Genomic DNA, 13,568 nt, shown 5'->3' with positions numbered 1-13,568 from the left:
GCCGAAGGCGTACCGCAGCCGCCATTCGGTAAGGGTTACCTAACTAACTCTTACCTTAGCGGATCGGCGAGAAGCCGTGGCGGCAGCATTGAGGTAGTACGCGCACATTGATGAAGGAGACTGTCGTGTCGGCGAACAGCTTCGACGCCCGCAGCACGCTGCGCGTGGGCGACGAGTCGTACGAGATCTTCAAGCTGGACAAGGTCGAGGGCTCCGCGCGCCTCCCTTACAGCCTGAAGGTGCTGCTGGAGAACCTGCTCCGCACCGAGGACGGCGCGAACATCACCGCCGACCACATCCGGGCGCTCGGCGGCTGGGACTCCCAGGCTCAGCCGAGCCAGGAGATCCAGTTCACGCCGGCCCGCGTGATCATGCAGGACTTCACCGGTGTTCCCTGTGTCGTCGACCTCGCCACCATGCGCGAGGCCGTCAAGGAGCTCGGCGGCGACCCGGCGAAGATCAACCCGCTTGCCCCGGCCGAGCTGGTCATTGACCACTCCGTCATCGCCGACAAGTTCGGCACCAACGACGCCTTCGCGCAGAACGTCGAGCTGGAGTACGGCCGCAACAAGGAGCGTTACCAGTTCCTGCGCTGGGGCCAGACCGCCTTCGACGAGTTCAAGGTCGTCCCCCCGGGCACCGGCATTGTGCACCAGGTGAACATCGAGCACCTCGCTCGTACGATCATGGTCCGCGGTGGCCAGGCGTACCCCGACACCCTCGTCGGCACCGACTCGCACACCACCATGGTCAACGGCCTCGGCGTGCTCGGCTGGGGCGTCGGCGGCATCGAGGCCGAGGCCGCGATGCTCGGCCAGCCGGTCTCCATGCTCATCCCGCGCGTCGTCGGCTTCAAGCTGACCGGTGAGCTCAAGCCGGGCACCACCGCCACGGACCTCGTCCTCACCATCACCGAGATGCTGCGCAAGCACGGCGTCGTCGGCAAGTTCGTCGAGTTCTACGGTGAGGGCGTCGCCGCCACCTCGCTCGCGAACCGCGCCACCATCGGCAACATGTCGCCGGAGTTCGGCTCCACAGCCGCGATTTTCCCGATCGACGACGAGACCATCAAGTACCTGAAGCTGACGGGCCGCAGCGAGCAGCAGCTCGCGCTGGTCGAGGCATACGCCAAGGAGCAGGGCCTCTGGCTCGACCCGGCCGCCGAGCCCGACTTCTCCGAGAAGCTGGAGCTGGACCTCTCCACGGTCGTCCCGTCGATCGCCGGCCCGAAGCGTCCGCAGGACCGCATCGTGCTCGCCGACGCCGCGTACCAGTTCTCGCAGGACGTACAGAACTACGTCGAAGACGCCAACGAGGCGGGCATCGAGTCCTTCCCGGCCTCGGACGCCCCGGCCACCCGCAACGGTGTGCCGACCCGCCCGACCCTGGTCACGGCCCCCGACGGCTCGACGTACGAGATCGACCACGGCGCCGTCACCGTCGCCGCGATCACCTCCTGCACCAACACCTCGAACCCGTACGTCATGGTCGCCGCCGCGCTGGTGGCCAAGAAGGCGGTCGAGAAGGGCCTCACCCGCAAGCCGTGGGTCAAGACCACTCTCGCCCCGGGCTCCAAGGTCGTCACCGACTACTTCGACAAGGCGGGTCTCACCCCCTACCTCGACAAGCTCGGCTTCAACCTCGTCGGCTACGGCTGCACCACCTGCATCGGCAACTCCGGCCCGCTGCCGGCGGAGGTCTCCAAGGCCGTCAACGACCACGACCTGGCCGTGACTTCGGTGCTCTCCGGCAACCGTAACTTCGAGGGCCGGATCAACCCCGACGTCAAGATGAACTACCTGGCCTCCCCGCCGCTGGTCGTCGCGTACGCCATCGCCGGTTCGATGAAGGTGGACATCACCAAGGACGCGCTGGGCATCGACCAGGACGGCAAGCCGGTCCACCTCCAGGACATCTGGCCGACCGAGGCCGAGGTCAACGACGTGGTGGCCAACGCCATCGGCGAGGACATGTTCAACAAGTCCTACCAGGACGTCTTCGCGGGCGACGCGCAGTGGCAGGCGCTGCCGATCCCGACCGGCAACACCTTCGAGTGGGACCCGCAGTCCACCTACGTGCGCAAGCCCCCGTACTTCGAGGGCATGACGATGGAGACCACCCCGGTCTCGGACATCGCCGACGCCCGCGTGCTCGCCAAGCTGGGCGACTCGGTCACCACCGACCACATCTCCCCGGCCGGTGCGATCAAGGCCGACACCCCGGCCGGCCAGTACCTCACGGAGCACGGCGTCGAGCGTCGCGACTTCAACTCGTACGGCTCGCGCCGTGGCAACCACGAGGTGATGATCCGCGGCACCTTCGCCAACATCCGTCTGCGCAACCAGATCGCGCCGGGCACGGAGGGCGGCTTCACCCGCGACTTCACCCAGGACGACGCCCCGGTCTCCTTCATCTACGACGCCTCGCAGAACTACCAGGCCGCCGGCATCCCGCTGGTCATCCTGGCGGGCAAGGAGTACGGCTCGGGCTCGTCCCGCGACTGGGCCGCCAAGGGCACCGCGCTGCTCGGCGTCAAGGCCGTCATCGCCGAGTCGTACGAGCGCATCCACCGCTCGAACCTCATCGGCATGGGCGTCCTGCCCCTGCAGTACCCGGAGGGCGCGTCCGCCGAGGCCCTCGGCCTGACCGGCGAGGAGTCCTTCTCCTTCACCGGCGTGACCGAGCTGAACAACGGCAACACGCCGCGCACGGTCAAGGTCACCACCGACACCGGTGTGGAGTTCGACGCGGTCGTCCGTATCGACACCCCGGGTGAGGCGGACTACTACCGCAACGGCGGCATCATGCAGTACGTGCTGCGGAACCTGATCCGCAAGTAGGCACGGAAGCAAGGCAGTAGGGCAGTAAGGCAGAAGGGCCGCATCCCCGGTGACGGGGATGCGGCCCTTCTGTATGGCTGATCAGCTACGCGATCAGAACAGCATGCTGTAGATGTTCCAGCCGGAAGCGCCGATCTTGACGCGGCCCGAGAACGGGGCAGCGGCGTTGCCGGTCCCGTTGTAGCGCCACAGGGCGCCGGCGCCGTCGCGGGCGATCAGGTCGGTGCGGCCGTCCGCGTTCAGGTCACCCGTGGACACCAGGTAGTTGAAGGTGTTCCAGCCGGAGCCGACCTTGGTGCGGGCGGTGAACGGGGCGGCGGCGTTGCCGGTGCCCTTGTACAGCCACAGCACACCGGAGCCGTCGCGGGCGACGATGTCGGCCTTGCCGTCGCCGGACAGGTCGCCCTGGCCCACGATCTGGTTGTAGATGTTCCAGCCGGAGCCGACCTTCACCCGGGACTGCAGGGTGCCGTTGGCGTTGCCAGGGGGACAAACAGGCCCGCATCCGGAGGATCCGAATGCGGGCCTGCGTGGTGATGTGACGAACTCGTAACGTCAGGAGAGCAGCTCGACCTCCGCGAGTGTCGCCGAACCCGTCGCCACCAGCCGGTACTTCGCGTACGTGCCCGGCGCGCCCACCGTGAAGACGCGGGTCTGTCTGTCCCAGGCGAACGACTGGCCGGACCGCTTGTCGAGGTCCTTCCAGACCGTCCCGTCCTGCGAACCCTGCAGCACCCATCCCGCAGGGGCCTTTGCCCGTGCCGACGAGGTGAGGGTGTACTGCACGGCCCGGGTCTTCGACGCCACCGGCAGCTCCGCCGTCTCGAACACGGCCTCCGTGGCGGAGGCGTTGTCGAAGAGCGGACCGCTCGCCGTGATCACATCGTGGCGTGGCGAGGGCACCTTGTCGTCCTGGGTGATGGAGACCGGGGCGGCGTTCTTGCCCGTACCCCACGAGGACGGCTTCGGGCCCATCGAGAACTCCAGCGTGCCGCCCCGCGCGATCAGCTGATGCGGCAGAGCAGTGGAGTTCCAGGTATTGCCGTTCACCTTCAGACCCTGGACGTAGACGTTCTTCGCGCTGTTCTTCGGGGCCTTGACCACCAGGTCGCGCCCGTTCTCCAGATGCACGGTCGCCTTGGTGAAGAGCGGCGAACCGATCGCGTACTCGCCACTGCCCATCACCAGCGGGTAGAAGCCGAGCGCGGAGAAGAGATACCAGGCCGACTGCTCGCCGTTGTCCTCGTCGCCGTGGTAGCCCTGTCCGATCTCGCTGCCGGTGTAGAGGCGGGAGAGCACCTCGCGCACCTTCTCCTGGGTCTTCCAGGGCTGTGAGGCGGCGTTGTACATGTACGTGACGTGGTGGGCGACCTGGTTGGAGTGGCCGTACATGCCCATCCGGACATCACGGGCCTCCGTCATCTCATGGATGACGCTGCCGTACGAGCCGACGAACTCGGGCGAGGCCGTCTCCGGGGTGGAGAAGTAGCTGTCGAGCTTCTCGCCGAGCGCGGAGCGTCCGCCGTAGAGATTGGCGAGGCCGCGGCTGTCCTGGGGGGCCGTGAAGGCATAGCCCCAGCCGTTGGTCTCGGTGTAGTCGTAGCCCCACACCCGCGGATCGTACTTCTCGCTCTCGACCCGCCAGTCGCCCTTGAGATCGCGGCCCTGGAAGAAGCCGGCCTTGGAGTCGAAGAGCGTGATGTAGTTGCGGGCCCGGTTGAGGAAGTACTGGGACTCCTCCTGATAGCGGGCCTTCTTGGTCTTCTTGAAGAGGGCCTGGCCCATCTTGGCGAGGCCGTAGTCGTTGAGGTAGCCCTCCAGCGACCAGGACAGCCCCTCATGGGTCTCGGTGGAGGCGTAGCCGAGGAACGGCGAGGTCTCCATGCCCTTGCGGCCGACGCCCGAACTCGGCGGGACCACCGTCGCGTTCTTCAGCGCCGCCTCGTACGCCGCCTCGGCGTCGAAGTCCACGCCCTTGACGTACGCGTCTGCGAAGGCCACGTCCGAACTGGTGCCTGTCATCAGGTCGGCATAGCCGGGCGAGGACCAGCGGGAGATCCAGCCGCCGTCCTTGTACTGCTGGACGAAGCCGTCCACCAGCTCGCCCGCCTTCTCCGGGGTGAGGAAGGAGTACGCCGGCCAGGTCGTCCGGTAGGTGTCCCAGAAGCCGTTGTTGACGTACACCTTGCCGTCGACGATCTTCGCGCCGGTGTGGGTCGGGGTGTCCGGTCCGGGCATCGGCGAGAACGGGCTCGCGTACTGGTGCTTGGGACGGGACGTGGTGCCGGTGTTCTCGAAACCGGAGTTGGGATAGAGGTACAGCCGGTACAGGCTGGAGTAGAGCGTGGTGAGCTGGTCGTGGTTCGCGCCCTCGACCTCCACCTTGCCGAGCAGCTCGTCCCAGGCGTCCTGCGCCCGGTCCTTGACCCGCTCGAAGCCCGTGCCGGCCGGGATCTCGTCGGCGAGGTTCTTCTTCGCCTGGTCGACGCTGATCAGCGAGGTGGCCAGCCGGAGAGAGACGGTGCGGTCCTTGCCCGCGTCGAAACGGAGGTGGCCGCTCACTCCGTCGGCGCCCGATGCGGTGACCGGCGCGTCGAAGACGCCGTACACGAAGAGCCGGGTGGCGCCGGTGGACAGTCCGCTCTTGACGTCGGAGAAACCGGTGAAGGAGTGGGTGGCCGGATCGAGGGTCAGCCCACCCTCCTTGGTGACGTTGTCGAAGATGATGCTCGCGTCGTCACCGGGATAGGTGAACCGCATCATCGCCGCGTGGTCGGCCGGGGTGATCTCGGCCTTGAGACCGTTCTCGAAGGTGACCCCGTAGTAGTGCGGGCGGGCGGTCTCCTTCTCGTGCCGGAAGGGCAGAGCGCGCTTGGCGCGGTCGGTGTCCGGTGTGCCTGCCGCCGCGGACGGCATCAGCTGGAAGGTCTGCCGGTCGCCCATCCAGGGGCTCGGCTCATGGCTGGCGCTGAAGGCCTGCACGGTCGGCAGATTGTCCGCGTTGTTGCCGCGCGCGTACTCGTACAGCCAGCTCCTGGACGCGGCGTTGGTCACCGGTGTCCAGAAGTTGAAGCCGTGCGGGACGGCGGTCGCGGGGAAGTTGTTGCCGCGCGAGAAGGAGCCGCTGGAATTGGTGCCGCGGGTGGTCGACGCATAGTCCGAGAGATGGGCGAGCCGCTTCTCGGAAGCCTTGGGGGCCAGCGAGATGTCGTCGATCCAGCCCTGGAACTTCGCCGGGCCCTTGGGGGAGTCGTACGCCACCAGGATCCGGTCGACCGTCTTGCCGGCCGCGACCGAGCCGATCCTGGACGCGACATGGTTCCACTGGTTGACGTAGAGCCGCTTGGCCGCGCCTTGGCCCTGCGGGGTCAGCAGCCCGCCGTGCGAGTCGAGCGCCCGAAGATCACTCAGATGGGTGCCGTCGGTGAAGGCGAGGTCCACCGACACATTCGTGGCCGGATAGTTGAGATCCGTCTCCGGCAGGGACGGGAAGACCCGGTACGACAGCTGGGTGTCGCGGCCCACGGCCGTATTGACGTCGAAGACCTTGTTGTACGAGTAGGCCCGGCCGTCCGGCTTGTGGGTGCCGGCGTACTTCAGCGCCCGCTTGCCGGTGAATCCGACGTTGGACTTGGCGGTGGGGGAGCCGCCGGGACCGCGGTCGACCTGGCTGCGCATGTCGTCGGGGGTGGGCGTGCTGGTGTCGCCGTTGGAGAACTGCACATCGGCGAGCTGGGTGGCGTCGCCGGCGCCGTTGTTCTTGGTGATCTCCAGCCGGTAGTGGGCGTACGCCGTCGCATTCGTGCCGTCGCCGACGTTGTACGTCTTCGTCTCGAAGCGCTTCTCGAAGGTCTGGCCCTCGCGGGAATCCAGGACCTTCCACTCCTTGCCGTCGGCCGAGCCCTTGAGGGTCCAGTCCTTCGGGTCGCGCTCGGCGTGGTCGTTCGCCGAAGTGAGCGCATACGTGACGACCTTGACCGGCGCGTCCGTGTCGAACTCGATCCAAGCGGTGGGCTCGAAACCCAGCCATTTGGTGCCCGGCTGCAAATCGACCAGGTTCTCCTTGGTCTCACCGGCGCCGGTGTTCTCGTCGCTGGCGCGCAGCTCTATCACCTTATCGGTGATATTGCCCGGTATTCCGCTAGAAAATCCGCCATCGATACCGGATGACCGCTTCTGTCCATCGGCTCCGACGTCAACGGTATTGCGCCAGTCCGGCTGGGGCTCGTCCGCCTCGAAGGACGAGGTGAATTCCCGGTCCGCCGAGGGGGATTGGGCGGACGGCGCGGGCAGCGCGACGGCGGCGGACTGGGCCGTCATCACGAGCATGGAAGCGGCAGCCACCAAGGCCGCCGCGTGGATTTGTCTCTGCCGAGGTCTGGGGGTGGGCTGCATCCCGGGGCCTTTCCTCCAGTGGAAGCGCGTTGGACAACGTTGTCAGGCGCGATGCGCAGGCTCCAGTAGGGAGGTAAGTGCCATACGGTGTCAAGGGTGTTGACGGGGTGAGGCGGCCGGATTCAGTCGTTCGGCGAAGAGCGCTGTGATCGTATGGGCGCGCACGGGACTTGGGCGCGCACGGGATTCAGGTGTCCGCGAGGTCTCAACTCGGGAAAGACTGCTGCCCAACCTTGCTCTCGATCTTGCTCACCCGATGTGAAGTGGACTATACCTGTCGGCACCCGCATAGCTGTTCCACATATGGCAGCGGGCCAGGGGGGACGGGGGACAGCGGACCGGCATCTGCGACAGCGACTGCCGTCCGCGGAAGATCCGTTCCCGCTGCCGACCGTGCACGACCCAAGCTTCACTGAGTTTCCCCCCGGGAAGACACAGCAACTGACTGCGGTGGCGGGGCCCTTCGCCTCAGGCGAGAAGGACGGGCGACCGGTACACCGCCTGAGTCCTGGAGAAGGCGAGGACTTGAGCATGGGATCCACCTCCGCCCACAATAATGAGGGCCTTGGCCGTCGCGATCTGATCAAGCGTTCCGCAGCAATCGGCTTGATCACCGTTCCGACGATGAGCTTCCTGTCCGCGTGTGCGAGCAGCGACGGCGGCAGCGAGAACAAGGTCGAAAAGGGCAAGAAGACCGCCAAGAACCCGCTCGGCGTCAATGAGACGGCGCAGCTCGAGGTCGTCATCTTCGACGGTGGTTTCGGCCAGCAGTACGCGCTGGACGCCGAGAAGAAGTACCAGGAGGCCTTCCCGAAGGCTCCGAAGGTCAAGCACCGCGCGACGCAGAAGATCCAGTCGGAGCTTCAGCCGCGCTTCAACGGCGGCACCCCGCCGGACCTGATCGACAACTCGGGTGCCCAGCAGATGGACATGGGCGTCCTGGTCGGCAAGAAGCAGCTCGCCGACCTCACCCCGCTGCTGGACGCGCCGTCCATCGACGACCCGAACAAGAAGGTGCGCGACACGCTGCGCCCGGGCATCGTCGAGATGGGCCAGTTCGACGGTGACCCGGTCTGGATCCTCTACTACGCGTACACCGTGTACGGCGTGTGGTACTCCCAGACCGCCCTGGAGAAGCTCGACTCCGCGTACCCGGAGACCTGGGACGAGATGCTCGCCCTGTGCGAGAAGGCGAAGAAGAAGGGCATCGCCGGCTGGACGTACGCGGGCAAGCACCCGTACTACCTGCCGTTCTCGCTGTACCCCTTCATCGCCAAGATCGGCGGCCGTGAGGTCCTCGACGCCATCGACAACCTCGAGCCCAAGGCCTGGGAGCACCCGGCCGTCAAGGCTGCCTTCGAGGCGTACTACGAGCTCTTCAAGAAGGGCTACATCCTCAAGGGCACGCCCGGCATCGACCACATCCAGTCCCAGACGGCCTGGACCGAGGGCAAGGCGCTCTTCATCCCCAACGGATCCTGGGTGGAGAACGAGGCGGCGAAGACCACGCCCAAGGACTTCAAGATGATGGTGGCCGCGCCCACCGGCCTCGACAAGTCCGACAAGCTGCCGTTCGGCACCATCTGGGCATCCGGCGGTGAGCCCTTCGTCGTCCCGGCCAAGGCGAAGAACGCCGAGGGCGGCATGGAGCAACTGCGCATCATGCTCAGCGAGGCCTCGTCGAAGAGCTTCACCCAGCAGGTGAAGTCGCTGACGGCGTTCAACGGCGGTACCGACGGTCTGACCCTGTCGACGGCGATGCAGTCCGGTGTCGACGCGCTGAAGAAGGCCGGCGAGAACGTCGTCAACCCGCGCCTGCAGGACTGGTACGTGAAGCTGCAGAAGGAGCAGATCGGCGTCGCCGGTCTGGGCGAGATGATGGCGGGCCGAGCGACCCCGGCCGAGACCATCAAGAAGATCCAGGGCTTCGCGGACGCGGCGGCCAAGGACCAGTCCATCAAGCACTACAAGCACCAGTGAGCTCGCGTCACCAGCGGCGGCATTCGCCGGAAGATCGGGGTCGGTAACCATGCAACACGGCAAGTACCGGTTCATCGTGGGGTTCTTGGCGGCCCCACTGGCGTTGTACGCAGTCTTCGTCATATGGCCGTTCATCCAGTCCATTTACTACTCCTTCACGGACTGGACCGGCCTGAGCCCGGACTTCAAGATGGTCGGCTTCGACAACTACAGCCGAATGCTGGACGACGACATCTTCTGGAAGTCGCTCCAGCACAGCCTGTGGTTCGCGCTGCTGCTGCCGCTGGTGACGCTCGGCCTCGCGCTGTTCTTCGCCTTCATGCTCAATGTGGGCGGGCGGCGCCGTAAGGGCGCCGCCATCGCCGGAGTGCGCGGTTCGTCCTTCTACAAGATCGCTTACTTCTTCCCGCAGGTGCTGTCGATCGCGATCGTGGCCCTGCTGTTCCAGTTCGCGTACAACCCCAACGAGGGCGCGATCAACGGAGCGTTGCGGGCCGTGGGCCTCGACAGCATCCAGCCGGGCTGGCTCGGCGATCCCGATCTCGCCCTGTGGTGCGTCATGGCGGTCCTGGTCTGGAGCACGGTCGGCTTCTTCGTCGTGCTGTTCTCCGCGGGAATGGCGTCCATCCCCAGGGACTTCTACGAGGCGGCGCTGCTGGACGGCGCGAACCGGTTCACCACCTTCTTCCGGATCACCCTGCCCTTGCTGTGGGACACCGTGCAGTCGGGCTGGGTCTACATGGGAATCCTGGCCCTGGGCGCGGAGTCCTTCGCGGTCGTACAGATCATGACCGTGGGCCCCGGCGGACCCGACTACTCGACGACGGTGCTCACGCTGTACGTCTACCAAACGGCGTTCCGCGACGGCCAGGCGGCATACGCGACAACGATCGGTGTCGCCCTGCTCGTCGTCACGCTGGCCTTCGCGGCCGTCGTGATGCGGGTCGGCCGGCGCGAGCGGCTGGAGTTCTGACATGAAGACGACTGACACCCCGCCCGCCGGCATCTCCGAGGACCGCCCGCCGGTGGTCAAGACGACAGCACCGCCCACCAGGACGAAGAGGACCGAGGGCGGCGTCCTCAACGTCTTCTCGCACGGTGTGCTCGTCATCTGGGCGATCATGGTCGTCCTGCCGCTGCTCTGGGCGGTGATGACCTCGTTCAAGACCGACAAGGCCATCTTCACCTCGCCGTGGTCACTGCCCGACTCGCTGCACTTCGAGAACTGGTCGCGCGCCTGGAGCCAGGCGCACATGAGCGACTATTTCCTCAACACCGTTCTGGTGGTGGGCGGTTCGCTGGTCGGCACGCTGCTGTTCGGCTCGATGGCCGCGTACGTCCTCGCGCGTTTCGACTTCCCAGGGAACCGCTTCATCTACTTCCTCTTCATCGGAGGAATGAGCTTCCCCGTCATGCTGGCGCTGGTGCCGCTGTTCTTCGTGCTGAACAACGTCGCCCTGCTGAACACGCTGCACGGCCTGATCCTGGTCTACATCGCCTACTCCCTGCCGTTCACCGTCTTCTTCCTCACCGCCTTCTTCCGTACGCTGCCGACCTCGGTGGCCGAGGCGGCGCTGATCGACGGGGCCTCCCACACCCGGACGTTCTTCCAGGTGATGCTGCCGATGGCGAAGCCGGGCCTGATCAGCGTCGCCATCTTCAACTTCCTCGGGCAGTGGAACCAGTACATGCTGCCGACCGTGCTCAACACCGAGCCGGAGAAGAAGGTGCTCTCCCAGGGCCTGGTCGAACTTGCCGTCAGCCAGGGCTACAAGGGTGACTGGTCCGGTCTCTTCGCCGGTCTGGTGATGGCGATGCTGCCGGTGCTCGCGGCGTACATCATCTTCCAGCGGCAGGTGGTCGCCGGTCTGACCGCGGGTGCGCTGAAGTAGGAGCACCACTCCGGAACCCCGGCCCGTCGCGGGGGCCGGGTTCCGGCCTCATAACAGTAGCCATGTACATAGTAGCCATGTACTGTATTTGCCATGAGTGCAGCATCCGAAGGCCCCACGCCCGGCTTCCTGGTCTGGCGACTGTCGATGAAGTGGCGGGTCGCCGTCGACCGGGCCGTCGCGCCCCTGGGTCTTACCCATGCGCAGTACTCACTGGTCGCCTCGCTGCTCGGTATGGAGCGCTCCGGGCTCCGGCCCAGTCAGCGGCAGCTCGCCGACCGCACCGGCCTCGAACCTCTTTATGTGTCGAAGCTGGCCCGCGCCCTGGAGGCAGCCGGTCTCGTCGAGCGCGCCCCGGACCCCGCCGACACGCGCGCCGTCCAGCTGTCGCTCACGACTCATGGGCGTGCGGTCACCCGGCGGGCGATCACCGTCGTCCGGCGGCTCCTCGATCAGCTTCTGGAGCCGCTGGGGGGACTGCACGGTTCACGTGCCGAAGTCTTCTCCCGCGAACTGGCGCTCCTGCTCGACACACCACTCGACTTCCCGACCGAGGAGTAACGATGTCCACAGCCCCGACCCTCAACGGCCAGGTCATAGGCCAGGCCCACTATGCGACGCGGGCCCTTCTGAAGACAGCCCTGGCTCCCACCGGTACCACGTTCAATCAGTCGGTGGCGCTGAACGCCGTCGCGGACGGCGGTGAGGCCGTCGAGCACGGCGCCCTCGTCGCCCGGATGACCGGCGCCCTGAAGATCGACGAGTCGGCGGTCCTGGTGACCATCGGCGAGCTCGCCGAGTCGAAGCTGCTGGAGACCGTGCCCGGTGACACGTCCCGCCTTCGCCTCACGGAAGCGGGCCGGACGCTGAACGGGCGGATCCGGGCGGCCGTCGCCGAGATCACTGAGCGGCTCTACGGCGACCTCCCCGCCGACGATCTGGCGACCGCGGGCCGCCTGCTGACCCTGGTCACGGCCCGGGCAAACGCCGAGCTGGCGGGCGCCTAGGCGCCCGAAAAACACCCCTTCGCCGACCGCTGCCCCGGCCCCCCTCCGACCGCTGCCCCGGCTGCCGCCCTGCCTCGCTCATCCGTGGTTGCCCCCGCTCAAGGTCTTGACGGGATAAGGCCCGAGAGTTGAGCTTAGAGTTCACAAGTTGGAGAAACGTCGGGTGCCGCTTCGCGGTGGGCCCGGCCGGGGGCGGCCGTCGTGCCGCCCACCGGGGGCAGGAGTGGATGAGTCAATGGAGACTCCGGGGTCGCAGACATCTCTGCACCGGGCCAACCTAGAGCGGGTCGTACGCGCTGTGCGTATGGCGGGCTCGCTCACGCAGGCGGAGATCGCGAGGAGCACAGGCCTCTCCGCAGCAACGGTCTCCAATATCGTTCGCGAACTGAAAGACGGCGGAACCGTCGAGGTCACCCCCACCTCGGCCGGCGGTCGCAGGGCCCGCAGCGTCTCTCTCAGTGGCGACGCGGGCATCGTCATCGGCGTCGACTTCGGCCACACCCATCTGCGCGTCGCCATCGGCAACCTCGCCCACCAGGTGCTCGCCGAGGAGTCCGAACCGCTCGATGTGGACGCCTCGTCCGCGCAGGGCTTCGGCAGGGCCGAACAGCTGGTCAACCGGCTGATCGCGGCGACTGGGATCGGCCAGGACAAGGTGATCGGCGTCGGTCTCGGCGTACCGGGTCCGATCGACGTGGAGTCCGGCACCCTCGGCTCCACCTCGATCCTGCCGGGCTGGACCGGGATCAACCCCAGCGAGGAGCTCTCCGGGCGGCTCGGCGTGCCTGTGTACGTCGACAACGACGCCAACCTCGGCGCGCTGGGCGAGATGGTCTGGGGCAGTGGCCGCGGGGTCAAGGACCTCGCGTACATCAAGGTCGCCAGCGGCGTCGGCGCCGGCCTGGTGATAGACGGCCAGATCTACCGCGGCCCGGGCGGCACGGCCGGCGAGATCGGCCACATCACGCTGGACGAATCGGGCCCGGTCTGCCGCTGCGGCAACCGCGGCTGCCTGGAGACGTTCGCCGCCGCCCGCTACGTACTGCCGCTCCTCCAGTCCAGCCATGGGCCCGATCTGACCATGGAGCGCGTGGTGCAGCTGGCGCGCGAGGGCGACCCCGGCTGCCGCCGCGTGGTCGCCGATGTGGGGCGGCACATCGGCAGCGGCGTGGCCAATCTGTGCAACCTGCTCAACCCGAGTCGCGTCGTGCTCGGCGGAAATCTTGCCGAAGCGGGAGAATTGGTTCTCGGACCGATCCGGGAGTCGGTCTCGCGCTACGCGATTCCCAGCGCGGCGCGTCAGTTGTCCGTCCTTCCGGGGGCGCTCGGAGGGCGTGCCGAAGTGCTGGGTTCACTGGCCTTGGTACTCAGCGAAATGGGCGATTCGACCCTTCTCGACAGTCCGCTCCCTGCCGGAGCACCTGCCTTCACTTAGATAACGAATGGCACCGTTG

Annotated in this window: 9 protein-coding genes; 7 read left to right on the top strand and 2 right to left on the bottom strand. The window is 66.8% G+C overall.

The annotated features are described in order from the left end of the window. Window positions 1-110: 110 nt before the first annotated feature. Window positions 111-2,840, top strand: a complete 2,730-nt coding sequence (acnA, locus tag QFZ67_RS08810; RefSeq protein WP_307660544.1) for an aconitate hydratase AcnA — start codon at window positions 111-113, stop codon at window positions 2,838-2,840. Window positions 2,841-2,933: 93 nt separating this feature from the next. On the opposite strand, the gene QFZ67_RS08805 is transcribed toward acnA, so the two are convergent. Beyond that, window positions 2,934-3,293 (bottom strand): VCBS repeat-containing protein, encoded by a 360-nt coding sequence (locus tag QFZ67_RS08805; RefSeq protein ID WP_307660543.1) that lies wholly within the window; start codon window positions 3,291-3,293, stop codon window positions 2,934-2,936. 102 nt (window positions 3,294-3,395) lie between these two features. Next, window positions 3,396-7,235 (bottom strand): GH92 family glycosyl hydrolase, encoded by a 3,840-nt coding sequence (locus QFZ67_RS08800; RefSeq protein ID WP_307660542.1) that lies wholly within the window; start codon window positions 7,233-7,235, stop codon window positions 3,396-3,398. Between the two features lie 531 nt (window positions 7,236-7,766). Between QFZ67_RS08800 and ngcE the strand changes: the two genes are divergently transcribed. From ngcE to QFZ67_RS08770, 6 genes are all read left to right on the top strand, one after another. Further along, window positions 7,767-9,215 (top strand): N-acetylglucosamine/diacetylchitobiose ABC transporter substrate-binding protein, encoded by a 1,449-nt coding sequence (ngcE, locus tag QFZ67_RS08795; protein WP_307660541.1) that lies wholly within the window; start codon window positions 7,767-7,769, stop codon window positions 9,213-9,215. Between the two features lie 49 nt (window positions 9,216-9,264). Beyond that, complete coding sequence (locus tag QFZ67_RS08790; protein WP_307660540.1) at window positions 9,265-10,188, top strand: carbohydrate ABC transporter permease; 924 nt, start codon at window positions 9,265-9,267, stop codon at window positions 10,186-10,188. 1 nt (window position 10,189) lies between these two features. Then, window positions 10,190-11,107, top strand: coding sequence for a carbohydrate ABC transporter permease (locus QFZ67_RS08785; protein ID WP_307660538.1), 918 nt, complete (start codon window positions 10,190-10,192; stop codon window positions 11,105-11,107). 93 nt (window positions 11,108-11,200) lie between these two features. Further along, window positions 11,201-11,668, top strand: a complete 468-nt coding sequence (locus tag QFZ67_RS08780; protein ID WP_307660537.1) for a MarR family winged helix-turn-helix transcriptional regulator — start codon at window positions 11,201-11,203, stop codon at window positions 11,666-11,668. A gap of 2 nt (window positions 11,669-11,670) precedes the next feature. Next, a complete protein-coding gene (locus QFZ67_RS08775) occupies window positions 11,671-12,114 on the top strand; it encodes a MarR family winged helix-turn-helix transcriptional regulator (RefSeq protein WP_307660536.1) in 444 nt (147 codons plus the stop codon). Window positions 12,115-12,349: 235 nt separating this feature from the next. Continuing rightward, entirely contained in the window at window positions 12,350-13,549 is a 1,200-nt protein-coding gene (locus tag QFZ67_RS08770; RefSeq protein ID WP_307660535.1) for an ROK family transcriptional regulator, read from the top strand. The last annotated feature ends 19 nt before the right edge of the window (window positions 13,550-13,568 follow it).

Origin of the sequence: Streptomyces sp. V1I1, from assembly GCF_030817355.1 — a bacterium.
Taxonomy (GTDB): domain Bacteria; phylum Actinomycetota; class Actinomycetes; order Streptomycetales; family Streptomycetaceae; genus Streptomyces.
Note: the sequence above shows the minus strand (reverse complement) of the source record. Positions and strands in the feature narration are given on the sequence as shown.

Bases quoted from the DNA above. Each gene is read 5' to 3' on its own strand.
- acnA (WP_307660544.1), top strand. From the start codon at position 111: ATGAAGGAGACTGTCGTGTCGGCGAACAGCTTCGACGCCCGCAGCACG.
- QFZ67_RS08800 (WP_307660542.1), bottom strand. From the start codon at position 7,235: ATGCAGCCCACCCCCAGACCTCGGCAGAGACAAATCCACGCGGCGGCC.
- ngcE (WP_307660541.1), top strand. From the start codon at position 7,767: ATGGGATCCACCTCCGCCCACAATAATGAGGGCCTTGGCCGTCGCGAT.
- QFZ67_RS08790 (WP_307660540.1), top strand. From the start codon at position 9,265: ATGCAACACGGCAAGTACCGGTTCATCGTGGGGTTCTTGGCGGCCCCA.
- QFZ67_RS08785 (WP_307660538.1), top strand. From the start codon at position 10,190: ATGAAGACGACTGACACCCCGCCCGCCGGCATCTCCGAGGACCGCCCG.
- QFZ67_RS08780 (WP_307660537.1), top strand. From the start codon at position 11,201: ATGAGTGCAGCATCCGAAGGCCCCACGCCCGGCTTCCTGGTCTGGCGA.
- QFZ67_RS08775 (WP_307660536.1), top strand. From the start codon at position 11,671: ATGTCCACAGCCCCGACCCTCAACGGCCAGGTCATAGGCCAGGCCCAC.
- QFZ67_RS08770 (WP_307660535.1), top strand. From the start codon at position 12,350: ATGGAGACTCCGGGGTCGCAGACATCTCTGCACCGGGCCAACCTAGAG.